The organism is Methylorubrum sp. B1-46 (genome assembly GCF_021117295.1).
Lineage (GTDB): Bacteria > Pseudomonadota > Alphaproteobacteria > Rhizobiales > Beijerinckiaceae > Methylobacterium.
On record NZ_CP088247.1, the window covers coordinates 5,054,678 to 5,081,303 of the forward strand.

Annotated in this window: 22 protein-coding genes; 6 read left to right on the forward strand and 16 right to left on the reverse strand. The window is 70.2% G+C overall.

Annotated features, from left to right (window positions below; translation table 11 throughout):
* Positions 1-96: 96 nt before the first annotated feature.
* From mnhG to LPC10_RS23450, 7 genes are all read right to left on the reverse strand, one after another.
* Entirely contained in the window at positions 97-438 is a 342-nt protein-coding gene (gene mnhG, locus LPC10_RS23420; RefSeq protein ID WP_231344634.1) for a monovalent cation/H(+) antiporter subunit G, read from the reverse strand.
* The gene (locus LPC10_RS23425; RefSeq protein ID WP_108942379.1) at positions 435-719 is read right to left on the reverse strand and encodes a K+/H+ antiporter subunit F; all 285 of its coding nucleotides are present in this window, start codon (positions 717-719) and stop codon (positions 435-437) included. The genes mnhG and LPC10_RS23425 overlap by 4 nt, the downstream gene beginning before the upstream one ends.
* Positions 716-1,204, reverse strand: a complete 489-nt coding sequence (locus LPC10_RS23430; RefSeq protein ID WP_231344635.1) for a Na+/H+ antiporter subunit E — start codon at positions 1,202-1,204, stop codon at positions 716-718. Before LPC10_RS23430 ends, LPC10_RS23425 begins: the two co-directional genes overlap by 4 nt.
* Positions 1,201-2,853 (reverse strand): monovalent cation/H+ antiporter subunit D, encoded by a 1,653-nt coding sequence (locus tag LPC10_RS23435; protein WP_231344636.1) that lies wholly within the window; start codon positions 2,851-2,853, stop codon positions 1,201-1,203. The genes LPC10_RS23430 and LPC10_RS23435 overlap by 4 nt, the downstream gene beginning before the upstream one ends.
* Positions 2,850-3,218 carry a Na+/H+ antiporter subunit C gene (locus LPC10_RS23440; RefSeq protein ID WP_231344637.1) on the reverse strand — a complete coding sequence of 123 codons (369 nt, stop codon included), beginning with the start codon at positions 3,216-3,218 and terminating at the stop codon, positions 2,850-2,852. The genes LPC10_RS23435 and LPC10_RS23440 overlap by 4 nt, the downstream gene beginning before the upstream one ends.
* A complete protein-coding gene (locus tag LPC10_RS23445) occupies positions 3,218-6,145 on the reverse strand; it encodes a monovalent cation/H+ antiporter subunit A (protein ID WP_231344638.1) in 2,928 nt (975 codons plus the stop codon). Before LPC10_RS23445 ends, LPC10_RS23440 begins: the two co-directional genes overlap by 1 nt.
* Before the next feature lie 328 nt (positions 6,146-6,473).
* A complete protein-coding gene (locus LPC10_RS23450) occupies positions 6,474-6,683 on the reverse strand; it encodes a hypothetical protein (RefSeq protein WP_231344639.1) in 210 nt (69 codons plus the stop codon).
* A 460-nt stretch (positions 6,684-7,143) separates the two neighbouring features.
* Between LPC10_RS23450 and LPC10_RS23455 the strand changes: the two genes are divergently transcribed.
* The 5 genes from LPC10_RS23455 (at position 7,144) to LPC10_RS23475 (ending at position 12,666) form a co-directional block, all read left to right on the forward strand.
* On the forward strand, positions 7,144-8,481 hold the full coding sequence (locus LPC10_RS23455; RefSeq protein ID WP_231344640.1) for a nucleotide sugar dehydrogenase: 1,338 nt from the start codon (positions 7,144-7,146) through the stop codon (positions 8,479-8,481).
* Complete coding sequence (locus LPC10_RS23460; RefSeq protein WP_231344641.1) at positions 8,478-9,449, forward strand: NAD(P)-dependent oxidoreductase; 972 nt, start codon at positions 8,478-8,480, stop codon at positions 9,447-9,449. Before LPC10_RS23455 ends, LPC10_RS23460 begins: the two co-directional genes overlap by 4 nt.
* An 11-nt stretch (positions 9,450-9,460) precedes the next feature.
* A complete protein-coding gene (locus LPC10_RS23465) occupies positions 9,461-10,399 on the forward strand; it encodes a GDP-L-fucose synthase (protein ID WP_231344642.1) in 939 nt (312 codons plus the stop codon).
* 231 nt (positions 10,400-10,630) lie between these two features.
* Complete coding sequence (locus LPC10_RS23470; RefSeq protein ID WP_231344643.1) at positions 10,631-11,482, forward strand: WecB/TagA/CpsF family glycosyltransferase; 852 nt, start codon at positions 10,631-10,633, stop codon at positions 11,480-11,482.
* 11 nt (positions 11,483-11,493) lie between these two features.
* Positions 11,494-12,666 carry a glycosyltransferase gene (locus tag LPC10_RS23475; protein WP_231344644.1) on the forward strand — a complete coding sequence of 391 codons (1,173 nt, stop codon included), beginning with the start codon at positions 11,494-11,496 and terminating at the stop codon, positions 12,664-12,666.
* A 217-nt stretch (positions 12,667-12,883) separates the two neighbouring features.
* On the opposite strand, the gene LPC10_RS23480 is transcribed toward LPC10_RS23475, so the two are convergent.
* The 6 genes from LPC10_RS23480 to LPC10_RS23505 all read right to left on the reverse strand — a co-directional run bounded on the left by LPC10_RS23480 (position 12,884) and on the right by LPC10_RS23505 (position 22,498).
* Complete coding sequence (locus LPC10_RS23480; RefSeq protein ID WP_231344645.1) at positions 12,884-13,132, reverse strand: hypothetical protein; 249 nt, start codon at positions 13,130-13,132, stop codon at positions 12,884-12,886.
* Between the two features lie 80 nt (positions 13,133-13,212).
* Positions 13,213-15,732, reverse strand: coding sequence for a condensation domain-containing protein (locus tag LPC10_RS23485; protein WP_231344646.1), 2,520 nt, complete (start codon positions 15,730-15,732; stop codon positions 13,213-13,215).
* Positions 15,733-15,743: 11 nt separating this feature from the next.
* The gene (locus tag LPC10_RS23490) at positions 15,744-19,199 is read right to left on the reverse strand and encodes a non-ribosomal peptide synthetase (protein ID WP_231344647.1); all 3,456 of its coding nucleotides are present in this window, start codon (positions 19,197-19,199) and stop codon (positions 15,744-15,746) included.
* Positions 19,200-19,644: 445 nt separating this feature from the next.
* A complete protein-coding gene (locus LPC10_RS23495) occupies positions 19,645-20,898 on the reverse strand; it encodes a hypothetical protein (RefSeq protein WP_231344648.1) in 1,254 nt (417 codons plus the stop codon).
* 92 nt (positions 20,899-20,990) lie between these two features.
* Positions 20,991-21,521 (reverse strand): histidine phosphatase family protein, encoded by a 531-nt coding sequence (locus LPC10_RS23500; RefSeq protein ID WP_231344649.1) that lies wholly within the window; start codon positions 21,519-21,521, stop codon positions 20,991-20,993.
* Positions 21,518-22,498, reverse strand: coding sequence for an aldo/keto reductase (locus LPC10_RS23505; RefSeq protein WP_231344650.1), 981 nt, complete (start codon positions 22,496-22,498; stop codon positions 21,518-21,520). Before LPC10_RS23505 ends, LPC10_RS23500 begins: the two co-directional genes overlap by 4 nt.
* 198 nt (positions 22,499-22,696) lie before the next feature.
* On the opposite strand from LPC10_RS23505, the gene LPC10_RS23510 reads away from it, so the two are divergent.
* Complete coding sequence (locus tag LPC10_RS23510; RefSeq protein WP_231344651.1) at positions 22,697-23,677, forward strand: catalase family peroxidase; 981 nt, start codon at positions 22,697-22,699, stop codon at positions 23,675-23,677.
* A gap of 20 nt (positions 23,678-23,697) precedes the next feature.
* On the opposite strand, the gene LPC10_RS23515 is transcribed toward LPC10_RS23510, so the two are convergent.
* The 3 genes from LPC10_RS23515 to LPC10_RS23525 form a co-directional block, all read right to left on the reverse strand.
* On the reverse strand, positions 23,698-24,549 hold the full coding sequence (locus LPC10_RS23515) for a MoxR family ATPase (protein ID WP_108942434.1): 852 nt from the start codon (positions 24,547-24,549) through the stop codon (positions 23,698-23,700).
* A 91-nt stretch (positions 24,550-24,640) separates the two neighbouring features.
* The gene (locus LPC10_RS23520; protein WP_231344652.1) at positions 24,641-25,294 is read right to left on the reverse strand and encodes a hypothetical protein; all 654 of its coding nucleotides are present in this window, start codon (positions 25,292-25,294) and stop codon (positions 24,641-24,643) included.
* A 25-nt stretch (positions 25,295-25,319) separates the two neighbouring features.
* Positions 25,320-26,543: an ATPase gene (locus tag LPC10_RS23525; RefSeq protein WP_231344653.1), complete on the reverse strand. Its 1,224-nt coding sequence runs from the start codon at positions 26,541-26,543 to the stop codon at positions 25,320-25,322.
* Positions 26,544-26,626: the final 83 nt, after the last annotated feature.

Here is a 26,626-nt window from a genome sequence, read left to right on the forward strand (position 1 = left end):
GTTTTGGATTCGGGCATCATCCCGAAAGGTGGTGGCCGGCTTTGAGGCGCGAGGCCGAGCGTCGACCCTCGATCCCAAAACTCACGGCTTCAACAATCACGGCTCCGGCGGCGCGCCCGGATTCTTCTCGGTGCGGTCGCGGTGGGCGGCGGCGCGGGAGAGCAGCAGCATCGTCACCGGCGTGGTGAGGGTGATGAACAGGCCGATCAGCGCGTCGCGCAGGACGATGTGGCCCTCGACCAGAGACAGCAGCAGCATCGAGCCGGTGAGGATCAGGAAGGCGCCCAACGTCGCGCCGAGCGTCGGGGCGTGGACGCGCTCGTAGAAGGTCTTCAGGCGGATCAGCCCGAGCGCACCGGTCAGCGCGAAGCCGGCGCCGCCGAGCGCCAGGATCACGACGATCCAGGCTGCCCAGACGGGCAGGTCGGGGCCGTTCACTGGATCACCTCGCCCTGCATCAGGAACTTGGCCAGCGCGACGGTGGCGGTGAAGCCGATCATGCCGAGGATCAGCGCGGCCTCGAAATACAGCCCGCTGCCGGTGCGCATGCCGTGGACGACGATCGCCAGCATGCCGTTGAGATAGAGGGTGTCGAGGCCGAGGATGCGGTCCTGGGCGCGGGGGCCGCGCAGCATCCGCCACGCGGCCAGCGCCATGGCCAGCACCAGCATGCCTTGGGCAAGGCCGAGGCCCCAATCGAGGACGGTGGCGGTGCTCACGCAAAGATCTCCATCAGCGGGCGCTCGTAGCGGTCCTTGACGCGGCGGACCCAGCCCTCGCTGTCGGTGCCGTCGAGAAGGTGCATCAGCAGGCGCCCGGTATGGGTGTCGTACTGGACCCAGAGGGTGCCGGGCGTGGCGGTCAGGATGATCGAGAGCACCGACAGGCCGAACGGCGTCTTCATGTCGAGGGGAATCGAGACGAAGCCGGTGCGCCGCTCGCCGGGGTACAGGCCGAGGATGATCCTGGCCACGTCGATGTTCGAGCGCAGCATGTCGTAGAGGACGGTGAACAGCAGCCGGACGGCGAGACCGGGGCGGCGCACCCGCACCGGCGCAGGGCGCAGCGCCCGCATCACCGCCGGCACGATCAGTCCGATGAGGAGCGCCAGCACGATGTTGCCGGGGCTCGGCGGCGCATTCAGCACCAGCCACATCAGCGTGAGGCCGGCGGAGAGGAAGGGATGGGGTAGCAAGAGGCTCATGATCCCGCTCCCGCCGCGCCGCTGCCAGCGCCCTTGCCGGTGGCTTTACTGGCACCTTTGCCGACACCGGCATCGAGCACGGCGCGGACGTAATCCTGCGGCTGCGACAGCCAGCGCACGGTGGCCTCGGTATAGGCCAGCGCCGGCCCGGCCCAGAGGGCGAGCGCCACGCAGGCCGCGAGCAGCACGCTGAGGCTCGCCAGTTCCGGTGAGCGCAGCACGGGCTGCGGGTCGTCGTGGGGTACCCAGAGGCTGAAGATGCCGAGCCGGACCAGGGGAATCAGGGTGCCGAGGCTCGACAGCGTGAGCACGGCGATCAGCCACCACGCCGCGGCGCTCATCGTGCCGGAGGCGAGGCCGGAGAACATCGCCAGCTTGCCGACGAAGCCGGCGAGCGGGGGAATGCCGGCGAGCATCAGCGTGCAGACGAGGAAGCCGCCACCGAGGATCGCCACCGTGGCGGGGATCGCCCGGCCGATCTCGGTGGCGCCGGCATCGTCGAAGGGATCGCGGTACTCGTCGGCGAAGACGGGCTGCGCCACGTCCGCCGGGTCGCGGCTGCGCTGAAGGATCTCGGCCAGCAGGAACAGGGCGGCGGCGGCGAAGGTCGAGCCGACGAGGTAGTAGAGCGCGCCCGAAAGCGCCCCGTCGCTGCCGGTGCCGAGCGCGGCCAGCACGGTGCCCGAGGAGATCATCACCGCGTAGCCCGCTGCCCTCGTCAGTTCGCGCGCGGCGAGGATGCCGATCGTGCCGAAGGCGATCGTCGCGAGCCCCGTGGCGAGGATCCAGCTCTGGCCGAACCCTTCCGAGGAGCCGGCACCGAACAGCAGCAGGCTGAGGCGGATCACGACGTAGACGCCGACCTTGCTGAGGATCGCCAGGATCGCCGCTGCCGGAGCGGTCGCCGCGGCGTAGGTGGTCGGTAGCCAGAAGCCGAGGGGCCAAGCGCTGCACTTGATCAGAAAGGCGATGCCGAGCACGGCGCAGCCGACCTCGAACAGGCCGGCTTCCGCGGGCGGACTCGCGAGTCGCCGGGCGAGATCGGCCATGTTGAGCGTGCCCATCGTGCCGTAGATCAGGCTCACGCCGACGAGGAAGAACAGCGAGGCGACGAGGTTGACGGCGATGTAGCCGAGCCCGGCCCGGATCCGCGTCTCGCCCGAGCCGTGCAGCACGAGCCCGTAGGAGGCGGCCAGCATCACCTCGAAGAACACGAACAGGTTGAACACGTCGCCGGTGAGGAAGGCGCCGTTCACCCCCATCAGCAGCAGCAGGAACAGGCCGTGGAAGCGCGGCCCGGCCCGGCCCCAGCGGGCGAAGGAGAAGACCAGGGCGGAAAGCCCCAGCACGCCGGCCAGCGTCAGCATCATCGCCGAGAGCCGGTCGGCCACCAGCACGATGCCGTAGGGTGCCGCCCAATTGCCGAGGCGGTAGACCTCCGGCGCCTCGGTGACGCGGGTGACGAGGACGAGGGCGGTGGCGAGCATCGCCAGCACCGTGGCGAGGCTGAGCACCGATTTCAGGCGGTGGCGCCGCTCGTCCATCAGGAACATCGCGCCGGCCACCGCGATCGGCAGCACGATCGGCAGGACGATGAGATGGTCGGACCACAGGACCGCGCCGGGTCCGCTGAGGAGGGGCGCGGTCATGGGTGCGGGTTCTCCGGGCTCGGTTCGGCGTGGTGCGGTTCGCGGCCGTCGACGTGGTCGTTGCCGGTGACGCCGCGGGCGGCGAGCAGCACGACGAGGAACAGGGCGGTCAGGGCGAAGCTGATGACCAGCGCGGTGAGCACCAGCGCCTGCGGCACCGGATCGTCGACCGAGACGGTTTCCGGCCCGGTCTTGAGCACCGGCGGCGCGCCGACGGTGAGCCGGCCCATGGCGAAGATGAACAGGTTGACGGCGTAGCTCAGCAGCGACAGCCCGAGCGCCACCTGAAAGGTGCGCGGACGCAGCATCAGCCATACGCCGGACGCGGCCAGGATGCCGATTCCCGCCGACAGCACGATTTCCATTACGCCGTCTCCTCGGCGGCCCGTTCGGCTTCCGCCTCCGCGCTGCGGGTGCGGCGCAGCGACTGGTGGGCGAGCGCCACCAGCATCAGGGCGCTCGCGCCGACCACCAGCACCATGATGCCGAGATCGAACACCAGGGCGCTCGCCGCCGGCACCTTGCCGATGAACGGCAGCTTCCAATAGGCGAAGTAGGCGGTGAGGAAGGGCCGCCCGAACACCCACGAGGCCGCGCCGGCACCCGCCGCGATCAGCAGGCCGAGGCCGATCCAGGCGATCGGCTGGATCCGCAGCCGCTCCTCGACCCACTGCGCGCCGCAGGCCATGTATTGCAGGATGAAGGCGATGGTGAGCGCGATGCCCGCTGCGAAGCCGCCGCCGGGCAGGTCGTGCCCGCGCAGGAACAGGTGCAGCGACAGGAGGATGATGAAGGGGAACAGCCACGTCATCACCACCCGCGGCACGAGCAGCGCGTCGGCGGCGGTGTCGCCGGGCTTGCGGCCCTCGCGGGCGCGGTCGTAGGCGTCGTGGTGGTGCTGCTGCTTCGGCCGCTCCAGGCTGTCGGGCGCCGGGCGGAAGCGGCGCAGCAGGGCGAACACCGTGAGCCCGACGATGCCGAGCACCGAGATCTCGCCGAGCGTGTCGAAGGCGCGGAAGTCGACCAGCAGCACGTTGACCACGTTGCGCCCGCCGGCCTGCGGATAGGCCTCCTCGACGAACCAGCGGGCGATGCCGTCGCCGGCCGGGCGGGTCATCACGGCATAGGCGAGCCCGGCTAGGCCGAGGCCGACGAAGACGGCGATGCACAGGTCGATGATGCGGCGGCGGCGTGCCCGTGCTCGCTCCGCGGGAGGCGCCGGGATCGCCGCGTCGCGCTTCGGCAGCCAGCGTAGGCCCAGCAGCAGCATGACGGTCGTGACGATCTCGACGAGGATCTGCGTCACCGCGAGATCCGGCGCCGAGAGCCAGAGGAAGGTCAGGCTGCTGACGAGCCCCGCCCCGCCGACGAAGATCGTGGCCGAGAGGCGGTGATACTTCGCCCGCTCGGCCGCGCCGACCGCGCAGGCCGCGCCGACGACCCACATCAGCGCGAAGGCGGGATCGAACGGCGTGAGTCGGCCCGGTGCGAGCAGGTCGAGCCCGCGGGCGGTGCCCGCCGCGAGCGCCGCGAGCAAGGCTGCAAGGAACAGGATGCGCAATTGCGGCTGGAGCCGCTCGGCGCCGAACCACTGCTCCAGGACGCGGGCGCCCTTGGTCAGGCCGGTCATCGCCCGCTCGAACAGCCGGCCGCCGTCGAGCCGGTCCATCAGCCAGGGACCGCCGCGGGGATTGGTGTCGATGCGCTTGCCGAACAGGAGGTAGAGCAGCACACCGCCGACGAGGGCGGTCATGCTGAGCACCAGCGGCAGGTTGAAGCCGTGCCAGATCGCGAGGCTGTAGGAGGGCGCCTCCGCGCCGAACACCGCGCCCACGGCACGCTCGAGCGCCGGACCGATGGTCAGGTTCGGGACGAGGCCGATGGCGATGCAGGTGAGGACGAGCAGCTCGATCGGGATGCGCATCCAGCGCACCGGTTCGTGCGGCTCGTGCGGCAGGTCGTGCGGCGGCGGGCCGAAGAAGGTCTGGCGGATGAAGCGCAGCGAGTAGAGCATGGTGAAGGCGCTGGCGAGCGTCGCCAGAACCGGCAGGGCGATGTGGATCGGGTGGTCGCCCATGTTGTCGACCGCCTCCGACAGGAACATCTCCTTCGAGAGGAAGCCGTTGAGCAGCGGCACGCCGGCCATCGCTGCGGCGGCGACCATGGCGAGCGTGCCCGTGTAGGGCATCGCCCGCCACAGGCCGGAGAGGCGGCGCATGTCGCGCGTGCCGGTCTCATGGTCGATGATGCCCACCGCCATGAACAGCGACGCCTTGAAGGTGGCGTGGTTCACGGTGTGGAAGATCGCCGCGACCACGGCGAGCGGCGAGTTGAGGCCGAGCAGCAGCGTGATCAGCCCGAGATGGCTGATGGTCGAGTAGGCGAGCAGACCCTTCAGGTCGTGCTGGAAGATCGCGCTCCACGAGCCGACCAGCAGGGTCGCCATGCCGGCGCTGCCGACGATCCAGTACCATTGCTCCGTGCCCGACAGCACCGGCCACAGGCGGATCATCAGGAAGATGCCGGCCTTCACCATGGTGGCCGAGTGCAGGTAGGCGCTGATCGGCGTCGGCGCCGCCATGGCGCGGGGCAGCCAGATATGGAACGGGAACTGCGCCGACTTGGTGAGCGCGCCCGCCAGAACCAGCACCAGGGCCGGCAGGTAGAGCGGGCTGTTGCGGATCGTGTCGCCCGAGGCCAGCACCGTGTCGAGATCGTAGCTGCCGACGATGCGCCCGATCAGGATCGTGCCGACCAGCAGGCACAGGCCGCCCGCGGCGGTGATCGTCAGCGACATCCGCGCGCCGTCACGTGCCGCGGCGTTGTCGTACCAGTAGCCGATCAGCAGGAACGAGACGATGCTCGTCAGCTCCCAGAACAGCACGAGCTGGATCAGGTTGCCGGAGAGCACGATGCCGAGCATCGCGCCGACGAAGGCGAGAAAATAGGAGAACAGCCGCGGCACCGGGTCGGCGGCGGCCATGTAGTAGCGCGCGTAGAGCACCACGAGCGCGCCGATGGCGAGCACCAGCACCGAGAAAAGCCAGGCGAGCCCGTCGAGCCGGAGGACGAGGTTGACGCCGAGGCTCGGCAGCCACTCGACCGCATGGACGACAGTGCCGCCCCCGGCCAGTTGCGGCGTGAGGGCGAGGATGCAGCCGAGGCTGGCCAGCGTCACGAACCCGGCGAGCCCGGCGGCGGCATTGCGCGCATGGCTGGGCAGGGCACCCGCGATCACGGAGCCCGCGAAGGGGAGGATCGCGGCGGCGGCGAGAAGGGCGTTGGACGTCATCAACCCGGGCGAGGTGCAGGCTCGGGAGCGGCCTGAAGGACGAGAAGGGGCGGCGCGTGCGAGCGAGGCCGCCCGCCTTGGCGGACGCGGCACTCGTGCTTGCCGTTAAGGCATGCCCGAAGGGCCGACCGCAAGTGAAGCACGAGAAAAAGCGAAATCGATCCGATGGTTGCGCGACGTGAGAAACCACACGTCGCGCCTCGCTTCGGCACAGGCCTGTCCGCCCGATCGGAGCGCACCCTTCACGGATGGGCAGAGACCGGACAGCGGCTCCGGCCCGCTCTGCGTGCCTCCGATGCCCGGCCGATGTCTCGCGCCCCGTTCGCCCTCAGAGCGGGAAGGCCGACAGCGCCTGTTCGAGCGCTCGCCGCGCCATCTGCTGTGCGGCGGCTTCGGTCTGCGTCTCCGACTCGATGGCGGGCACCCGCACGGTCGCCGCGACCTCGACGACCTCGCGCCCCGCATCCGGCCGGCCGAAATGGACCCGCACCACGACCTGCCTCCGGCCGTCGCTCACCTCCTGCGTTTCCTGAGTCATCCGAACCGGCATCCACCTCTCCCGCATTGGCTGGCGGCGCCCGTTGCACCCGCCGTCTCCGGCAGGACGAACGAGGCTCAGGGCGATGCGTTGCCTCGGCCAAGCGGGGAAGGGCTGAGGCTATGGGCCGCGCGCGATCGGCGGGATGAGGAAGCCTCGGAGGCGGCCGCCTCCCGACGCCTTTCCCGAGCCCGACAAATTCTTCTGCCGACAAACCCCGATCATCGACCGCGCGAAGTCCCTAAATCGTCTGAAGCCGCGGTCGAACTGTCCGCTAACGGGCCGCCGATCCCGTTTTGATACGGATTTTCCGGGGCACGCACTTTGCTGATCCGACGCAACTCAGTCGTCGTCGGTCCCGGTCGCCCGAGGGCCGGGGGGACGATGCGACGCCTGCCCCGCGCCGGATTTCAGCTCGGGGCGAGAGACGCGCAGGATCGATCGCAGACGGGACCCCAACATGGACGCGAGAAAAGCTCCCAACGTCGTCATCATCGGTCTCGGATATGTCGGCCTGACCCTTTCCGTCGCGCTGGCGCGCCGCGGCGTGCAGGTCTACGGCATCGAGAAGCGGCCGGACGTCGTCGAGAAGACCAATGCCGGCGTTCCGCACTTCGCCGAAGTGGGTCTCCAGGCGGCGCTGGCCGATGTGGTGAAGAAGGGCCGCTTCGTCGCCAGCACCACGACGCGCGACGTGCCGCGGGCCGAATACTACATCATCACGGTCGGCACGCCGCTCTATCCCGGCTCGCACGAGCCGCGCCTCGACATGATCGAGGAGGCGACTCGCGAGGTGGCCGAGCACTTCTCGGAGGGCGCGACGGTGATCCTGCGCTCGACCGTTCGGATCGGCACGACGACCGGCGTCGTGAAGCCGATCCTCGACCGCACCGGTATCGACTATCATCTCGCCATGTGCCCCGAGCGGACCCTCGAGGGCGACGCCATGCGCGAACTGATCAACCTGCCGCAGATCGTCGGCGGTGAGACGCCGGACGCCTCCGATGCGGCCGCCGCCCTGTTCAGCCGCCTGACCCACACCATCGTCCGGGTTGCGAGCCCGGAGACGGCGGAGATGATCAAACTCGTCGACAACACCTCGCGCGATGTCCACTTCGCCTTCGCCAACGAAGTGGCACGCGCCTGCGACGCGCTCGGCATCAACGCCAACGACGTCATCCGCTACGGCAAGCTCGGCTACACGCGCACGAACGTCGCCGCCCCCGGCCTCGTCGGCGGGCCCTGCCTGGAGAAGGATCCGCACATCCTGCTCTCCTCGGTCTCCGGCAAGGGGGTGACCCTCGAGATCACCGCGGCCTCCCGGCTCGTCAACGAGCGCCAGCCGGCGGAGACGGTGGGCAGCCTCGTCGAGCGGCTGCGGGCGCGGCGCGCCGGGCCGTTCAAGGCGGTGGTGGCGGGCCTTGCCTTCAAGGGCCGCCCGGAGACCGACGACCTGCGCGGATCGATGTCGCTCCACGTCATCCGCGAGATGATGGCGAGCGAGCAGTTTTCCGAGATCCGGGTCTATGACGGCGTGGTGCCGATCGACCATGTCCGGGCGATCTCGTCGGGGCTCACGCCCTACGACAACCTCGCCGCCGCCTGCGAGGGTGCCGACGTGCTGGTGATCGCCAACAACCACCCGGAATATTCGAAGATCGATCTGGAAAAGATCATCGCGACGATGTCGGACGACGCCTTCGTCTACGATTACTGGAACAACCTCAGCGAGATGCCGGCGGAGGTTCTGGAGCATCGCTACGTCACCGTGGGCAACCTCGTGGGTAAGTTTCAATGAGCAGGCTGGCTGTCACCGGGGCGGGCGGATTCATCGGCGCCCACCTCACCCGTGCCCTTCTCGCCGAGGGGCATGAGGTCGTCGCGATCGACAACTACATCCGCGGTCAGGCCTCGCGCCTCGCCGACGCGCCCGGTGCGATAGAGCGGGCGACTCTCGACGTGCGTGACAAGGCAGCGCTGGTCGCGGCGCTGAAGGGCGTCGAGTGCGTCTTCCATCTCGCCGCCGTCAACGGCACTGAGAACTTCTACACGCAGCCGCAGCTCGTGCTCGATGTCGGCGTGCGCGGCGCGCTCGCCGTGACCGAGGCCTGCATCGAGGCCGGCGTGCCCGATCTCGTCGTCGCCTCCTCGGCGGAGGTCTACCAGACCCCGCGCGTTGTACCGACGAACGAGGACATCGAGATGGTGATCCCCGACTCGCTCAACCCGCGCTACTCCTACGGCGGCTCGAAGCTGATCTCGGAGCTGATCGCCTTCAATTACGGCCGCGACAAGCTGCGCAAGGTCCAGGTCTTCCGGCCCCACAACGTCTACGGTCCCGACATGGGCTGGAAGCACGTGGTGCCGCAGTTGATCGAGAAGATCGTGACGGCCGGCGACGGCGGCTCGATCACGCTCCAGGGCGACGGCAGCGAGACCCGCGCCTTCTGCTACGTCAGCGATGTCGTGGACGGCATCGTCCGGATGTGGCGCTCGGGCGAGAGCATGAACGTCTACCACATCGGCTCGATGGAGGAGGTCGCGATCCGCGACCTCGCCCGGATCACCGCGGAGGCGCTGGGCGTGCGCGTCGATCTCGTCGCCGGCCCGGCCGCCGCCGGGGCGACGCCGCGCCGCTGCCCCGACATCGGCAAGATGCGGGCGATCGGCTACGCGCCCGCCATCTCCCTGGTTCAGGGCATCGAGCGCACGGTCGCGTGGTACCGCGAGAATCCGGCGCCGACCGATTCCAACCCGCTTCTGTGAGGAACGGCCCAATGGACAGCTTGGCGGGCAAGACCGTCTTCGTGGCCGGACATCGCGGCCTCGTCGGCAGCGCCCTGGTGCGGCGGCTCGAGGGTGAGGATTGCGAGATCCTCACCGCCACCCGCGCGGAACTCGACCTGTGCGACCAGACCGCCGTGCGCGCCTGGATGCGCGACCGGCGGCCGGACGCTGTGTTCCTGGCCGCCGCCAAGGTCGGCGGGATCCTCGCCAACGCGACCTATCCGGCCGATTTCCTCTACGAAAACCTGATGATCGAGGCCAACGTCATCGAGGCGGCGTTCCGCGAGGACGTGGCCAAGCTGCTGTTCCTGGGCTCAAGCTGCATCTACCCCAAATTTGCCGATCAGCCGATCGTCGAGGCGAGCCTGCTGACCGGATCGCTGGAGCCGACCAACGAGTGGTACGCGGTCGCCAAGATCGCCGGGATCAAGCTCGCCCAGGCCTACCGCCAGCAGCACGGCCGCGACTTCATCTCGGCCATGCCGACCAACCTCTACGGGCCGGGCGACAATTTCGACCTCACCTCCAGCCACGTCCTACCCGCCCTGCTCCGCAAGGCGCACGAGGCCAAGCGCGCGGGGGCGAAAGAGATGGTGATCTGGGGCACTGGATCGCCGCGCCGGGAGTTCCTGCACGTCGACGACTGCGCTGACGCCTGCGTCCATTTGATGAAGACCTACTCACAGGCCGAGCACGTCAATGTCGGCTCGGGCGAGGATATCCCGATCTACGACCTGACCCGTCTCGTCTGCGAGGTCGTCGGGTTCGAGGGCGAGATCGTGCGCGATCCGAGCAAGCCCGACGGCACCCCGCGCAAGCTGATGTCGGCGGACAAGCTGCGCGGCCTCGGCTGGGTGCCGAAGGTGCCGCTGCGGGACGGGATCGCCGAGACCTATGCGTGGTTCCAGGAGCATGCGGTCGATGCCTGAGAGGCCTCCTGGCCGGGTTGCTTCGGCACGCCCCTCGCTCCTCATGCTGAGGTGCCGAGCGAAAGCTCGGCCTCGAAGCACCCCGGAACGCTCGATCCCATGGCGCCGGTCGGTTGGCAGAGGCGTGGCGGCGTACTTCGAGGCTGCTGACGCAGCACCTCAGCATGAGGATCGTCGTGGATGGCGGAACAGGTCGTTCGAAAGGGCTCTGAGATCGATGGGAGCGTTCACGTGACCGAAGCAGCCACCATCCCGGCATCGGGGCCCTACGCGCTCCGGATCAACTGGAACGATCCCTATCTTGTCCAAGCGGACGGGCCGGCCTCGCACCGCCTGCCGGCGACCCGCATCCTCGGCGTGCCGGTGAGCGTCGTCGACATGCCGTTGGCGGTCCGCACCCTGATCGGCTGGGCGCGGGCGCGGCGCACCGGCATGGTCTGCGTGCGCGACGTCCACGGCATCATGTGCGCCCAGGACCAGCCCGACCTGAGGGCCGCGCACGAGCGGGCCAGCATGATCCTCCCGGACGGGGCCCCGCTCACCATCATCAGCCGGTTCTTCCGCGCGCACGGCACCGGCCGCGTGCCGGGCCCCTCACTGATGGAGGAGATGTTCGCGGCGACCCAGAACACCGGCATCCGCCACTATCTCTACGGCGGCAAGGAGGGCGTGGCCGAGCAGGTCGCGCGGAACTTCGCCCGCAAATATCCCGGCACCCAGGTCTGCGGGCTTGCCTGTCCGCCCTTCGGTGCCGTCGCTCCGGAACTGGACGCGACACTCACGGATGCGATCCGGGCGGCCGAGCCGCACATCGTCTGGGTCGGCCTGTCGACGCCGAAGCAGGACACTTGGATGAACGACCACCTCGACCGGCTTCCGGGCATGGTGCTGATCGGCGTCGGGGCCGCCTTCGACTTCCATTCCGGGGCGGTGAAGCGCGCGCCGAAGATCATGCAGACCCTGGCGCTCGAATGGCTGCACCGTCTCCTCAGCGAGCCCCGGCGGCTGTGGCGGCGCTACCTCGTGATGGCGCCCGTCTTCCTCTGGAAGATGGCACGGCAGCCCGACCCGCACCGGTCGTAGGGAGCCATCTGTTGCGCGTCCTCATCGTCCACAACCACTACCAGATCCGGGGCGGCGAGGACGCGGTGGTGGAGCACGAGGCCGCCGCCCTCGCCGCTTCCGGCTGCACGGTCGAGACGCTGACCTTCCACAACGACGACATCCGCACGCCCCTCGACCGCCTGCGCACGGCGTTCGAGGCACCGCACGCCCCTCGCGGGATCGCCCGCGTGGTCGCGGCGGTGGAGCGGTTCCGGCCCGACGTGGTTCACGCCCACAACACTTTTCCGCTGGTCTCGCCGGCCATGCACGGGGTGGTGCGGGCGCTCGGGCCGGTGACGGTGCAGACGCTGCACAATTTCCGCCTCGCCTGCGCTGGCGCGATGCTGATGCGCGACGGCGCGCCCTGCGAGACCTGTCTCACCGGCTCCTCCTACGCCGCCGTGCGCCACGGCTGCTACCGCGGCTCGCGCCTCGGCACCCTGGCCGTGGCGCGGATGATCGACCGGCACCGCCGAACCGGCACCTGGACGCGGGACGTCGACGCCTTCGTCGCACTCACCGAGTTCGCCCGCGGCCGCTTCATCGCGGCCGGGCTGCCCGCGCACCGCCTCTTCGTGAAGCCGAACGGCCTGCCCGATCCGGGCGCGCCCGACGACGGCCCGCGCGATGGCATCCTCTTCGCCGGCCGCCTCAGTCCGGAGAAGGGCGTCGAGATCCTCAAGCAGGCGGCTGCGCGCCTCTCTGCACCCGTCGACGTCGCGGGCGAGGGCCCGCTGCGGGAACGGCTCGAGGGGGCGCCCGGTCTCACCCTTCTCGGCGCCCTCCCTCACGGCGAGATGCGGGCGCGGATGAGCCGGGCCGCCGCGCTCGTCGTGCCCTCCCTCTGGTACGAGGGTCTGCCGATGGTGGTGGCCGAGGCTTATGCCGCGGGCACGCCGGTCATCGCCTCGCGGATCGGAGCGCTCGCCGGTCTCATCGAGGACGGTGTGACCGGCCTCCTGGTGGCACCGGGCGATCCCGCCGCCCTCGCCGGTGCCATCGAGCGGCTGCGCAACCAGCCTGAGGACGCCCGGCGGATGGGCGCGGCCGCCCGCGCCGCCTATCTGCGCGACTGGACCGAGGCGGCGACGACCGCCGCGCTGCTGAGGATCTACCGGACGGCGCTCGACGCGCGCCTGCGGGACGACCGTGTGAGCGCGTGACGATCACCGGGCCCCGCAGCCGCAGGAGCCAACACGTGGTCGCGAGGCGAAGCCGAAGTGATCCAGGCGCGACATCTCCGGAAGGGGCGCCCCGGATCGCCACGGCTTTGCCTCGCGATGACGGAGGAGAGATCGAAGCAATCAACCGGAAATCGTATCAGAACGTTCGGGGCAGATGATTTTCCATTCGATCCAGCCTGACGGATCCGATTCGATTTCAATCAAGCGGCAGAAACCGTAATCTCTGCCTTTCAATCTGTGGCAATGCCGGTTCCGGCTCGGGCTCGTCTTCGTAGGGTGCGTTTTTGAGTTCATAGAGGAGAAACAGCATTGCCATCAGGCCGATGCCGGTCGCTCCCCAGATCATCAGCGACACACTCGTCATCGGCCCCTGCTGCCCTTTGATTTTTGTTAACCTATGTTGCTCACGGCCGCCGCCCGGACGCAAGCCGCTCTCCGCCCCCATGCAATCACAAGATCAAGGGCGGCGTAGCCCAATATCGGTCTGCCTTGGAACACGCGGGGACCCGTTGGCGGCAGGCCGGCTCATCGCAGTGCCATCAGGCTGATCTTGGCGGCCATCACCCGGCAGCCGGCTTCCGAGAAGGCGCCTTCGTGGCCGAAGCCGGGGACGCTGACGGTCTCCCCGTTCTCGGCAAAGGCGCGCCAGCCCAGCATGGGGTCGAGCGGCGGGCCGACCGGAATGCTCTCGCTGCGCACGATCAGCACCGGCCCGGAATGCGGGCGCGGTTCGTAGGCCAGGGCGAGTGCGTCGAGATCGTCGGTGACCTGCCAGAACGCCTCCTCGGGGTTCGGCGAGGCCAGCCCTGCCCGATGCAGATGGCGACGCAGCCCGCGCCAAACCGGGTTCGAGCGGAGCCGGAGATGGGCCCGCGAGACGAGGTAACGGGCGCCGTCGCGGCGCAGGTGGCGCAGCAGCGCGGCGAGCCGCCCGCGCCGGTAGGCGGAGGCGGCCCGGCCGCGCTCGCGCGGATCGAGGCGCCGGAAATAGCCGGGCTCCCAGCAATCGATGAGGACGACGAGGGCGACGTCACGGCCCGTATCCGCGAATTGCCGGGCGATTTCGAAGGCGAGGACGCCGGAGCGGCAGAACCCGACGAGGCGGATCGGCCCGCGCGGCTGCGCGGTCTCGATGGCCTCGCGATAGGCGCCCGCGAGCCGCTCCAGTGTCTCCTCCTGCGGCGCCAACCGGCTCTCGAGCTGCAGCGTCGCGAACGGCTGGTCCGCGCCGAGAGCTTCGGCCAGCGGCCGATAGAGTTCCGGATCGGCGGCAGCGTGATGGATCGCGGTGAAGCCGGGCCGCTCTTCTGCGCGCGGCGCTTCCTGAAGCGAGCGGTGCCGCACGCCCGCGGCCTTCGCGCCGCTCAGCAGGGCGCAGAGGCGTGCGACCGTGCCCGCCTCGAAGAAGGACCAGAGCGGAACCGACCGGCCGGTTGCCGCCTCGATCCGGGCGACGACCCGCGCCGCCAGCAGCGAGTGGCCGCCGGAGGCGAAGAAGTCGTCGTCGTCGCCGAGGTCCGGACGCGCCAGCATCTCCCGCCAGATCGCCCGCACCATGGTCCGAAGGTCGTCGGTGTCGACGCCCGTCTCCGGCAGCGCTTCGGGGTGAACCGGCGCCGCGTCGACGGGCACGGAGGCGGCCCCACCCTCCGGGGCATTGCCCGTGAACGGCACCGGATCGGGCAGGCGCGCGCCGACCGCGGCGCAGGCGGCGCGCTCGAAATCCGCGAGCAGGGCGGCGACGGTCGCCGCGTCATAGAGGCCGGCGTCGTACTCGCACACGAGGCGCCAGCCCGCCTCGGTTGGCGCGAGTTCGAGATCGAGGTCGAAGAAGCTGCCGCTGGCGGCGTAGTCGAGCTCGACCAGGCGGATCGATGGCGCGCCCTCGTTCGAGGCGGCCGCGGGCCGTGTCGCGATGGGTGTCGGGCGAAGCCGGACGTTGACCGAGACCAGGGGCGGCCGCAGCCCGTCGCGGCAGGGCGCCAGCGCCTGCACCACCCGGTCGAACGGGGCGAGCGCGTGGTCGCAGGCATCGAGAATCGTCCGCCGCGTCGCCGCGAGTCGTTCGGCGAAGCCCTGCCCCGTTCCGAGATCGGTCCGGAGCACCAGCGTGTTCACGAAGGTGCCGACGACCCCTTCGAGTTCCACCTCGTCGCGCCCGAGCACCTGCGTCCCGATGGCGATATCGCTGCGCCCGGTGCGCGCGCCGAGGAGCCCGAACAGAATCGTGCAGGCCAGAACGAACGGGGTGGCGCCATGCGCCCGCGCATAGTCCTCCAGGCGGGCGCCGAGTTCGGCGGGCAGCAGGCGCGTCTCGGCGGCGAAGCGCCGGTCCCGGCCGGGGCGGCGCGGATGGTCCGGCGGTAGCTCAAACGGTGTGAGGTCGCGCAGGGACTGTGCCCAGTAGGCGAGATCGCGCTCCGCCGCTGCGGCGATAGGGGATGAGATCTCCCACTCGGCGAAGTCGGCATAATGCAGGGAAGCTGACACCGGAGCCGGTGCCTGTCCGCGGATCAGGGCGCCGTAGATCGCGACGAATTCACGGGCCAGCACCACCATCGACCAGCCGTCGCAGATGCTGTGATGGGCGGTGACGAGCAGCAGGGAATCGGTGCGCCCGAGCCGCAGCAGCGTCACCCGCAGCAGCGGGGCGAGCGCCAGATCGAACGGCTTGCCGGCCTCCGACTCGGCGATCGTCCGCGCCTCACCCAGGCGGTCGCCGGGCAGGCCGGAGAGATCGATCTCGGAGAAAGGCAGCGGCACCGTTCCGGCGATCCGCTGCACCGGTCGCCCGCCCTCCCCGACGATCGACGTGCGCAACGCCTCGTGCCGCTCGATCAGGATGCGGAAGGCGCGGGTCAGGATCTCGGCATCGAGCCGCCCGGCGATGCGCCAGCGGGCGGCGACGTGCAGGCTCGGATCGCCCGGCCGCAACTGGTCGAGCAGCCAGAACCGCGTCTGGCTGTGGGAGCAGCGGGCGGTGAAGGCATCGCCGCCATGAGTCTCGCCCGGCGCCGCGGTCGTCTCCTGCGTGAAATGCCGCATTCCGTCCGCCCTCACGCCTGACCGACCGCGGCGCGCTCGGCCTCCGCCGGCCGCGGGCGCCGGATCGGCGCGATCGGCGCGCGGGCGGCCAGCGTTTCCCCGCCCTCCCCAAGGCGGCCGTGCAGCAGGGCGGCGATCCGGGCGATGGTGCGCTCCCCGAACAGGTCGCCCGCGCCGAGGGGCAGGTTCTCCCGCCGAGCCCGCGCGACGATGCGGAACACGGCGAGCGAATCCGCTCCGAGCGCGATCAGGTCGTCATCCGGCGCGACGGTGTCGAGGCCCAGCACCTCCCGCCAGATCGCCGCCAGCCGCGCCTCGACGCCGTCACCCGCGGTTCGGACCGGGGCGGGTTTGAGGTGAAACGGCGTGGCGGCACTCGGCTCGGCGGCGAGACCGTTGGCTTGCGTCTCCGGGGCGGGCAACGCCTTACGGTTGATCTTACCGCTCGCCGTCAGCGGCAGTTCCGGCAGCCGAACCCATTGCGAGGGGATCATGTAGTCCGGAAGGTCGCGGGCAAGCGCGGCGCGCAGGGTCCGCAGGGTGGGGACCGCCTCATCCTGGGCGCGCACGTAGTAGCAGACGAGGCGGTCCTCGCCGGCGGCGTCGGGGCGCAGCACGACGACCGCATGCAGCCCGGTCTGGCGCAGCAGCACCGCCTCGATCTCGCCCGGCTCGATCCGGTAGCCGCGCAGCTTGATCTGGTGGTCGGCCCGTCCCAGGATCTCGACGCGTCCGTCCGGCTGGAAGCGGGCGCGGTCGCCGGTCCGGTAGAGCCGCGCGCCGGCGCATTCCGGCAGGGCGCTGGCGATGAAGCTTCGCTCCGTCAGATCCGGCCGCCCGAGATAGCCCCGGGCGAGCCCGACGCCGCCGATCAGCAATTCGCCGGTGACGCCGACCGGCACCGGTTCGCCCTGCGGATCGAGGATGAACAGGCTCGTGTTGTCGATCGGCCGCCCGATCGTGACCGTCTCCTCCTGCGGATCGACCCGCTCGGCCGAGGACCAGATCGTCGTCTCCGTCGGCCCGTAGAGGTTCCACAATTCGCCGCCGCCCTCGGTCAGGCGGCGGGCGAGATCGAGCGGCAGGGCCTCGCCGCCGCACAGCATCTTGAGACCGGGACGGGATCGGAAACCCGCCTCCAGCAAGAGCCGCCACGTCATCGGCGTTGCCTGGAGCACGGTGGCCTTGCTCCATTCGAGACGGGCGAGGAGAGCGTGGCCGTCCCGCGCCTCCTCGGCGGAAGCGAGCACGATCTGGGCGCCGCGGATCAGCGGCAGCAGCAATTCGAGACCGGCGATGTCGAAGGTGACTGTCGTCACTGCGAGCAGCCGGTCGTCGTGGCCGAGCCCCGGCGCCCGCGCCATCGAGAACAGCAGGTTCGAGAGACCGCGATGGGGCACCTCGACGCCCTTCGGCGCGCCGGTCGTGCTCGACGTGTAGATCAGATAGGCGGCCCGATCCGCCGGCACGCGCGGGAAGCGGTGCGGCGCCGGCCCGTCGAGCCGGTCGACCTCGATGATCCGCGGGGCTTCCTCCGGCATGAGCGCCCGGTCGGCGGCGAGAGTGAGCATTGCGCCGATTCCCGCATCGGCAGCGATTCCGGCGCGGCGGGCGGGCGGCATCGCCGGGTCGAGGGGGACGTAGGGGATGCCGGCGCGCAACGCGCCGAGCATCGCTGCGACGAGTCCCGGCGAGCGGCGCATGAGGAGGCCGACGCGGGCCCCCTCGGGCAGGGCGCTATCCAACAAGGCGGCGGCGATCCGGTCGGCCCAGCGGTCGAGGGCGCCGTAGGAGATGGCTTCCTCGCCGAAGCGGACCGCGATCCGGTCCGGGGCGCGTCGGGCGTGGATCCGGAAGGCGCGCATCGCCCCGACATCGAGCGGGTGCGCCGTCTCGGTCGCGTTCCAGGCCACCAGCATGGTCCGCCGCTCGGCCGGATCGAGCAGCGCGACACGCCCGATCGACTGCGCCGGATCCTGGGCGAGGTGCCCAAGCAGGGTGAGATAGTGGCCGATCCAGCGAACGATCGTGGCCGGCTCGAACAGGGCGCGGTTGTAGGTGGCGTCGAGGGTCAGCCCGTCGGCGGTTTCGCTCACGCTGAAGGTCAATTCGAAGGTCGAGAACCGTTTGAGGGCCGGCGCGAGGGCTCCGTGCAGGCCCGGCCCGAAATCGAGGGCGTCGGGGAAGCGCTGGAGATTGAACTGAACCTGGGCCAGCGGTGGGCGCGCCGGATCGTGCGGCCGGTCGAGGTGGCGCAGCAGGCGCCCCAGCGTGCAGTCGGCATGGGCGGCGGCCTCGGCGAGCGCCGCGCCGGTGCGGGCGAGATGGGCGGCGAAGGGCTCCGCCGGATCGAACCGGGCCCGCAGCGGCAGGAAATCGGCATGGTGCCCGACGAGGCCGGGTTCGCCGCGGCGCGGCTGCCCCGCCGCGGGTACGCCGACCACGAGGTCGTCCTGCCCCGAGAGCCGGGCGAGCAGCACTTGGAAGGTGGCGAGCATCACCGCGGTCAGCGTCTGCCCCTGGCCGGCCGCGAGGGCTCTCAACCCGGCGACGAGCGGAGGCGGCAGGACGGCACGGCGCGTATCGCCGGCAAAGCCGCGCAGCTTCGGCCGCGGATGGTCGGCCGGCAGGTCGAGCGGCTCGGGCAGGCGCGCGTAGAGTCCGGCCCAGTAGGCCAGCGCCTGCTCCGCCTCCGAGGCGAGGCAGCCATCGGCCCGGCCCGCCGGCGCCCGTTGGTCGGGACCGGAGCGGTAGGCGCTCGCGATCTCGTCGGCCAGGACGGCGAAGGACCAGCCGTCGCAGGCGATGTGGTGGGCCGAGAGAACGAGGACGTGATTCCGCTCGCCGAGGCGGACGAGGTCGGCCCGCGCCACCGGGCCGGCGACGGGATCGAACGACAGGCCGGCCAGCGCGTGAAGCTCGGCGCCGAGCGCGACCTCCGGCTCGGCCTCGCGCGAGATATCGGCCCAACGGACTGGGACTTGGCCCGCGGGATCGACCCGCACGCTCTCGCCGCTCGAGGCGACGCGGCTGCGCAGCGCGCCGTGGCGGCCGAGCACCGCATGCGCGGCGTCCAGCAGGCGCGCCGCATCGAGCGGGCCTTCGAGCCGGAGAGTGACGATCTCGGTCATCGCGGCGTTGGCATCCGCCCCGAATTGCGCGGCGAGCCAGATCTCGGCCTCGCCGTCGGTGAGAGGCCGCTGCGCCCCGCGATCCGCCGCCGGCAGCGCCGGAGAGGGCCGCAACTCGGGCAGAGGAGTTCGCGCGGCCGTGCAGGCCAGGGTGAGGGTGCGGAGCTGTTCCTCCACGACGCGGCACACGGCATCGAGCTGGTGCCGGAAGACCTCCTGCAACTCCTCCGGCGACAGCGTTCCGGGCGGCACGGCCTGCCGCCTGTCCCCGCCGTCATCCGGCGCAGGACGAGGCTCGATCGCCTGGAAACCAGCCGCGCCGTCGATGCAGGACATCCCGATCCTCGTCTGGCGTGCGGCTCGTCGGCGAGGGCCGGGGCGGCGGATGTGCCATCCGCCGGGCATCCCTCACCGGATTCCCGCCGCGCCGCCGAGCCCGAACCGGGTGCCTCCGACGATCAGGCGTCCGATGAGGCACGCCTGCCTTCGTCAAGCGAGCAGGAGCGTCATCGCGTCACCGGGATTGTGGTGGCCGATGTTTCGGCCGGTCTCCGTCAAGCCCCCGGAAGACATGGCCGCGACCATACCAGCGGGCGGACGACGATCATCTGCCTCCTTGGGAGTAGTGCTTCTCCGCCGGCGGTGGATCATCCGGCTTTCGGAAGAGACGATGCTTCATACCAAATCCGATTGATCCCTGCGGGATGGCGGATTCGGACTTCGCTCAGGCGCCGCGCGGGATTGCTGATACGCTCCCCGCTCCGATCGAGCGGAGACCGTATCAGAGTGCGGAATTCGGCCGCGCCTCTGTGGAGGCGGTACCGGAAAGACGCGCCTCCAGCCGCTCGATCGCCGCGCTAACCAACGCCTTCGAGGCGTGCAGCGTACCGAGTTCGACCGAGGACATCGCCAGCATCACCGGCAGGAGGTTGCCGGTCGGGCGGCCGTCCTCGCGGAACAGGCGGAGGTCGTCGTCGGGCTTGAGGCCGACGCTGCCGGCGATCCGCGCCGCGTAGTTGCGGATGCGCGTCTCGTCGCTGGCGCAGACCGGTGCCGGAAGGCTCAGATCGAGCAGGCTGCCCTTCGGCAGCGAGGCGGCGATCGAGGGCAACGCCGCCGCTTCCGCCGACAGCTGGTCGGGCGCCAGCAGCGCGGCGGGATTGACCGCGCCCGAGGCGACGGACGAGCGGACCGCGGAGGCCGGCGGCGCCGGTGAGCGGGAGGGCGCCACTTGCGTGATCTTCGGCATCGCCGCAGCGCTTGGCGAGGGCGTTGCGGTCAGACCCGTCGCGATGTCGGCGGCCGGCTTCGGCAGGGGGACGGCCGGTCGCGTCCCGGCTCCGGGCGCGCGGCCGGGATGCCCGGCGAGCCGCGCGCGGGCCGACCAGGGTTGCACCCGCAAGCCCCCCTTGGCGGCGGGCGCCGCGCGCGCGACCCCACCCCGCCCGTGCCGCGCCAGGAAGCGGGCGCGCAGCGTGCCGCCGATGCCCTGCGGTGCGATTGCCGTCGAGACGGCCGCCGCCTGCCGGGCCGGACGCCGCGGCCGGCCTGCGATCGGCGCCGCTGCCGCAAGGCGGGGTGCGCCGCACTCGGCGGGCGCCCAGCGGCGCACGATGGCGAGCGCCGAGCGCCGTCCGTAGTCGCGCTGGTAGCGGCGCAGGAGTTGGGCGGCCGCATCCGCGCCGTCGGCGGCAGTGGCGAAGCCGGTATGGCCCTCCGCGTCGCCGCCGAGTTCGCCGCTCCAGCCCGCCTGTTTGATGCACCAGTAATTGTTGAGCCGCACGCAGCGGGCCACGAAGCCCGGCTCGCTCGCCGCGTGCCGGACGACAAGGGCGAGCGTGCCGGGCGCAAGGTTCTCGCCCGCCTGCTCGCGCCAGTTGGAGACGGCCCGCGCCACTTGGCTGAAGCTCGGCGGCGGTGTCGGCGCCGCCTCGGCCGCATGCGGCAGAGCCGGCAGGCGCGCCCGCGTCGCGTCGAGCGCGGGTTCGATCCGCGGCATCAGAGCCGTCAGCGCGAGGAGCGATTCGAGGAGCACGCCGGTCTTCCCTTACGCGGTGTCAGCTCGGCCGTTCTCGTCAGGGAACGGCGCGCGGCGGCGGAGGGTTCGATGCGGCCGACGGAAACCGCTCAATCGTCCTCCATCTCCGCCGCGAGCTGGCGCGGGCGCACGAACCGAAGGAGACGCCCGGCACCGGGAGCGACGTCCTCCCAGCCCACCGCGTCGAATTCCAGCACGGCGAGCGCCGCGGTCGGGAATTTTTCGCGAAGGTCGTTTCTCTGCTCCTTCGGCCCCTCCCCCACGAGCCGAAGGGCGAGGTCGCCGAGGCCGGGATTGTGGCCGATGACGAGCAGAGTCTGCGCCTCCGCCGGGGCGGAGCGGATCGCGTCGAGGATGCGGGAAGCGTGCGCCTCGTAGATCGAGGGCACCGTCTCCATCGGCGTCTCGGGCAGCTCGCCCCGCACCGCCTCCCAGGTCTCCTGCGTGCGTCGGGCCGGCGACACCATGACGTGATCGGGTGCCAGGGATTCGCGGGCGATGTAGGCGCCCATCAGCGGCGCGGCCTTGCGTCCGCGGGGATTGAGCGGTCGGTCGATATCGCCCACTCCCTGCGGATAGGCGGATTTGGCGTGGCGCAGGAGGAGCAGGCGGCGCATCATTGGAAACCGACCACGGCATGCGGGACGTAAGGGGCTTCGAGTCGGGCGATCTCGTCCGGCGTCAGCGCGAGGTCGAGGGCGGCCGCCGCATCGTCGAGATGCCCCGGCTTCGAGGCGCCGATGATCGGCGCGGCCACGCCCGGTCGCTGGATCACCCAGGCGAGCGCTACCTGCGCCCGCGGCACGCCGCGGTTCCGCGCCACTTCGGCCACCGCCTCGATCACCTTGCGGTCGGCCTCGACGGTGGCGTCGTAGAGGTTCTTTCCGACGAGATCGCTCTCCTGTCGGGCGCTGCCTGCGTCGAAGTCGCGGGTGAGCCGACCGCGGGCGAGTGGGCTCCACGGCAGCAGCGGGATGCCCTGGTCGGCGCAGAGCGGGATCATCTCGCGCTCCTCCTCGCGGTGGAGCAGGTTGAGATGGTTCTGCATGGTGGCAAAGCGCGTCCAGCCGTTGAGGTCGGCGGTGTAGAGCGCCTTCGCGAACTGCCACGCGAACATCGAGGAGGCGCCGATGTATCGAGCCTTGCCCGCCTTCACGACGTCGTGGAGCGCCTCCAGCGTGACCTCGATCGGCGTGGCGTAGTCCCAGCGGTGGATCTGGTAGAGATCGACGTAGTCGGTGCCGAGACGCTTGAGCGAGGCGTCGATCGCGGAAAAGATCGCCTTGCGCGAGAGGCCGCCGGCATTGGGCTGCTTCTTCAGCGGATAGTACACCTTGGTTGCCAGCACGATGCTGTCGCGGTCGGCGTAATCCTTGAGTGCGCGGCCGACGATCTCCTCCGACGTGCCGTCGGAATAGTAGTTCGCGGTGTCGAAGAAATTGATCCCGAGATCGAGCGCACGCTTGATCAGCGGCCGGCTCTCCTCCTCGCGCATCGTCCACGGATGCGGTCCCCGCTCCGGCACGCCGTAGGTCATGCAGCCGAGGCAGAGTGGTGAGATGTCGAGGCCGGTGCGGCCGAGTTTTTTGGTCTGCATGGGGGCATCACGCGGGTGGACGACGCGCCCTTACATGGGGCGCCGCCGCCGATCGTCACCGCAGGATCGCGCGGTTCGCACCATCGGCGATCGCCGGATGACGACACCGTGACGGACATCGTGCTTGCAAAAAGATTGTGCGCAACTCATGAAGGGGAGCGTTCTGCTTGGCGCGATTCTAAACTGAGAGAGTGTCCCATGATCCGGCTTCGCATGCTCCTCGGTTGCACCGCTGCCATCGGTTGTCTCCTCGGCCCGGCCATGGCCGAGGAGGCCGATCCCGCCGCCATCGTCGCCGGGATGTTCGCCGCCGGCGGCAACCATACGGGCGTGCGCGCCAGCGGCGCCAAGGGCGTCTGCCTCAAGGGCGAATTCACCCCAGCGCCTGGCGCCGCCGCCCTGTCGAAGGCGCCCCAATTCCAGAAGGCGGCGCCGGTGACGGCCCGCTTCTCCATGGGCGGCAGCAACCCGAAGGTCTCCGACAAGGCCAAGCCGGTCACCCGCGGCTTCGCCATGCGGATGAACGACCCCGCCGGCGACATGGTGTTCGTGGTGATCTCCGCGCCGGTCTTCTCGACGCGCACGCCCGAGCAACTCCTCGCCTCCCTCCAGGCCCGCGCACCGGGGCCGGATGGCAAGCCGGATGCCGAGAAGGTCAAAGCATTCGTGGCCGCCAATCCGGAGACGACGCGGCAGGCGGCTTGGCTCAACGCGCGGCCGGTGCCGGCGAGCTTCGCGGGCGTCGATTACTGGGGCGTCCACGCCTACACGCTCACCAACGCGAAGGGTGAGACCAAGACGGCGAAGCTGAAATTCGTGTCCGCCGACAAGGCCGGTCTCAGCGACGACGAGCTGAAGGCCAAGCCCGACAGCTTCTACGCCGACGAGTTGAAGGAGCGCCTGGGCCGCGGGCCGGCCCGGTTCGACCTCGTCGCGATCCTGGCCGAGCCGGGCGATCCGACGAACGACCCGACCGTCCAGTGGCCGGAGGAGCAGCGCAAGACCGAGACGCTCGGCACCCTCGCGATCACGGCGATCGAGCCGGACGCCACCTGCGATGCGCGGACCTTCGACCCAGTGGCGGAACTGCCGGAGGGCATCGCCGGCCCGTCCGACGACCCGATGTTCGCGATCCGCTCCCCGGCCTACGCCGTGTCGCTCTCCCGCCGGGCGAACTGACCGGCCAGGCCAGGGGCGGCTCAGCCGCCCCTGCCCTCTCGGCGCATCATGAAGGCGAGCTTCTCGAACAGACTGACGTCCTGCTCGTTCTTCAGCAGCGCACCGTGCAGCGGCGGAATCAGTTTGCGGCCGTCGCGCTCCCGCAGGGTCTCGGGCTGAACGTCCTCGGAGACGAGGAGCTTGAGCCAGTCGAGCAGTTCGGAGGTCGAGGGCTTTTTCTTGAGTCCCGGCACCTCCCGGGTCTCCAGGAACACCCGCAAAGCCTCCTCGACGAGGCGGTGCTTGATGCCCGGATAATGCACCTCGACGATGCGTTGCAGCGTCTCGGCGTCGGGAAACTTGATGTAGTGGAAGAAGCAGCGGCGCAGGAAGGCGTCCGGCAGCTCCTTCTCGTTGTTCGAGGTGATGATGACGATGGGGCGGTTTTCCGCGCGGACCGTCTCTCCGGTCTCGTAGACGTGGAACTCCATCCGGTCGAGTTCGGTCAGCAGGTCGTTGGGGAACTCGATATCGGCCTTGTCGATCTCGTCGATCAGCAGTACCGGCCGCTGCGGGGCCGTGAACGCCTCCCACAACTTGCCGCGGCGGATGTAGTTGGCGATGTCCGAGACCCGCGGGTCACCGAGCTGCGAGTCGCGCAGCCGCGAGACGGCGTCGTACTCGTAGAGTCCCTGCTGCGCCTTGGTCGTGGACTTGATGTTCCAGGTCAGCAGCGGCGCGCCGAGGCCCCGGGCGATTTCTTCCGCCAGCACCGTCTTGCCGGTGCCGGGCTCGCCCTTCACCAGAAGCGGGCGCTCCAGCACGATCGCGGCGTTGACCGCCGTGGTGAGATCGGGCGGTGCGACGTAGGACTCGGTTCCAGTGAAGCGCATGGTGTCTCGCGTCGGCATGGGGATCGCCCGCAGTAACCCGGCGCGAAGCGGATCGGCAATCGGTCCGGCAGCCGGTTCGAGGCGTCCCTGTCTACAGCGTCTTCCCGTCGTGCCACACGCAGTTGGTGGCGAGGATCCCGAGGTTCACGTCCGATTTCTGCGGCTGCGGCAGCGTCTTGCCGTCCATGGCGAGGTCGATCTTGATTTCGACCTGCCCCTTCGTCTCGTTCGAGCGGCGGGAGAAGTAGCAATATTGCTGGAACGGACGCTCCTCGTTGGCCTTGAAGTTCCAGCCGGTCACGATCTGCCCGTCGAGATAAGGCACCTGCTTGAAGACCGTGAAGGTCGTGTTCACCGGCGCCTGCGAGGCCGGGGCGGCGTCGGCGCCGAGCTGGGCCTTCGTCGGCGTCGGCACGGCGTTGGCCCGCTGCGCAGGCAGCCCTTCGAGCTTGAGCGTGTTGTCGGTCAGCGTGACCTCGCCCTTGGTCTTGAGCGTGACGTTGGCGAGCGCCGTCTGCATCGCGCTGGCGATCTTCTCCGCCGCCGAGTCGAACTGGTTCATGTAGGCGTAGCCATAGCAGGCCGCGCCGATGCCGATCCCGGCCAGCGCCGAGAAGGCGCCGGCCCCGAGTGCCCGCAGAAGGAAGGCGCGAGCGAAATGCATCCGCGCCTCCGCCCGCAGGCGGCCGTTGACGTGTTGCGCGAGCACGATGTTCTCGTGCGTGCCCTCGGTGTGGATGCTCATGGCCGGGCGCTCGACTTGCGGGGCTTTACGCGGTCACGCCGGTCGGGGCGTTGCCGGAAGTGTTGGCGGGCGGCGGGGGCGGCGGCACCACCGGGGCCGTGCGTCGCTCCAGCGGAATCACCGAGGCGTCGCGCGTGACCGGTCTGGGCTGAGCCAGGGCCATTTCCTGGCGCACGCCCTCGGCGATCGAGGCGAGCAGGTAGGGCGTGGCTTCCGGGTTCACGGCGGCGCCGAGGTCGTCCTCGTCCATGAAGGTCCGGCGCACCGAGACCGCCGAGAGCGCCAGGATCGTCGAGGCAAAGGCCGCGCAGAGGGCCGGCACGAACACGAAGATGCGCAGGAAGGCGTGGACCTGTGCGTCGCTCACCTCGATCGGATCGACGCCGTAGACCATGGCGGTGAAGGAGTGGAGTTGCGAGCGGTTGACCGCGTTGCGGTAGGCCTGCTCGGCATCGGCGACCTTGCGGTCGGCCGCGCCCCGGTCGAGGAGGCCGCGCGCCTTGCGCGCCTCCTCCAGCTCCTTGACGATGGCGCTGCGGTCGGTACCCGCCTTGGCCACCGCGGCGTTGAGGGTCGCGGTGCGCGGGTCGGTGACGCATTTCAGGTTCGAGTAGCGCATGCCGCGGCTGTTGGTGCCGGAGATGCGCTCGCAGCGCTGCGCCGGAAGGCCGGCGAGCTGCGAGGCGTTCTCGGCCGAGCGCCGCTCGATCTGTTCCAGCTCGTTCGTGTACTGCTCGACGCGGGCATTGGCGGCGGCAATCCGGGTATCGATGCTGTCGCGGTCGGCCTGCGCGTCCTTGAGAGCGGTCTTGGCCTTGGCCGCGTCCATCAAGCGGGGATGGAACATCATCTCGCCGAGCTGCGACACCGATTTGGTGGTCACGCCCGCGGCGAAGATGATGCCGATGACCGCCAGGCTCTTCACGAACCAGGAGCGCTGCGTGCGCGCCAGGATGCCGAGGGGCACGCGGCACAGTTCCACCGCGGCGTAGACCAGCGGCGCCAGCAGCATGAAGTAGAACGCCCGTTCGTCGCCGTCGCTGTAATAGCCCGCGAACAGCCACGCGCCCCACAGCGAGGCGCCGATCACCATGAACTCGACGAGGTAGGCGATGGCGACGTAGCCCCACTTGATGCGGTAGCCGCGCTCGATGTCGCGCTCGTGCTTCCACCGTTGCTGGTCGAGCACCCAGTCGCGCCGCTCGCGCTGCACGTCCCGGTTCGGAGGCTGTCTGCGGAAGAAATTCATGCGCTTCTTGGACTGCTGCGGGCCTCCGGAGGCGGCGGACCCGCCACCTCCTAACATCGCGTTACCCGAGCGTAAGCGCGTAT

Coding starts and splice junctions, on each gene's coding strand:
- LPC10_RS23430 (WP_231344635.1), bottom strand. CDS start 1,204: ATGAGCCTCTTGCTACCCCATCCCTTCCTCTCCGCCGGCCTCACGCTG.
- LPC10_RS23435 (WP_231344636.1), bottom strand. CDS start 2,853: ATGACCGCGCCCCTCCTCAGCGGACCCGGCGCGGTCCTGTGGTCCGAC.
- LPC10_RS23440 (WP_231344637.1), bottom strand. CDS start 3,218: ATGGAAATCGTGCTGTCGGCGGGAATCGGCATCCTGGCCGCGTCCGGC.
- LPC10_RS23445 (WP_231344638.1), bottom strand. CDS start 6,145: ATGACGTCCAACGCCCTTCTCGCCGCCGCCGCGATCCTCCCCTTCGCG.
- LPC10_RS23450 (WP_231344639.1), bottom strand. CDS start 6,683: ATGACTCAGGAAACGCAGGAGGTGAGCGACGGCCGGAGGCAGGTCGTG.
- LPC10_RS23455 (WP_231344640.1), top strand. CDS start 7,144: ATGGACGCGAGAAAAGCTCCCAACGTCGTCATCATCGGTCTCGGATAT.
- LPC10_RS23460 (WP_231344641.1), top strand. CDS start 8,478: ATGAGCAGGCTGGCTGTCACCGGGGCGGGCGGATTCATCGGCGCCCAC.
- LPC10_RS23465 (WP_231344642.1), top strand. CDS start 9,461: ATGGACAGCTTGGCGGGCAAGACCGTCTTCGTGGCCGGACATCGCGGC.
- LPC10_RS23480 (WP_231344645.1), bottom strand. CDS start 13,132: ATGGGGGCGGAGAGCGGCTTGCGTCCGGGCGGCGGCCGTGAGCAACAT.
- LPC10_RS23485 (WP_231344646.1), bottom strand. CDS start 15,732: ATGCGGCATTTCACGCAGGAGACGACCGCGGCGCCGGGCGAGACTCAT.
- LPC10_RS23490 (WP_231344647.1), bottom strand. CDS start 19,199: ATGTCCTGCATCGACGGCGCGGCTGGTTTCCAGGCGATCGAGCCTCGT.
- LPC10_RS23500 (WP_231344649.1), bottom strand. CDS start 21,521: ATGATGCGCCGCCTGCTCCTCCTGCGCCACGCCAAATCCGCCTATCCG.
- LPC10_RS23505 (WP_231344650.1), bottom strand. CDS start 22,498: ATGCAGACCAAAAAACTCGGCCGCACCGGCCTCGACATCTCACCACTC.
- LPC10_RS23510 (WP_231344651.1), top strand. CDS start 22,697: ATGATCCGGCTTCGCATGCTCCTCGGTTGCACCGCTGCCATCGGTTGT.
- LPC10_RS23515 (WP_108942434.1), bottom strand. CDS start 24,549: ATGCGCTTCACTGGAACCGAGTCCTACGTCGCACCGCCCGATCTCACC.
- LPC10_RS23520 (WP_231344652.1), bottom strand. CDS start 25,294: ATGAGCATCCACACCGAGGGCACGCACGAGAACATCGTGCTCGCGCAA.
- LPC10_RS23525 (WP_231344653.1), bottom strand. CDS start 26,543: ATGAATTTCTTCCGCAGACAGCCTCCGAACCGGGACGTGCAGCGCGAG.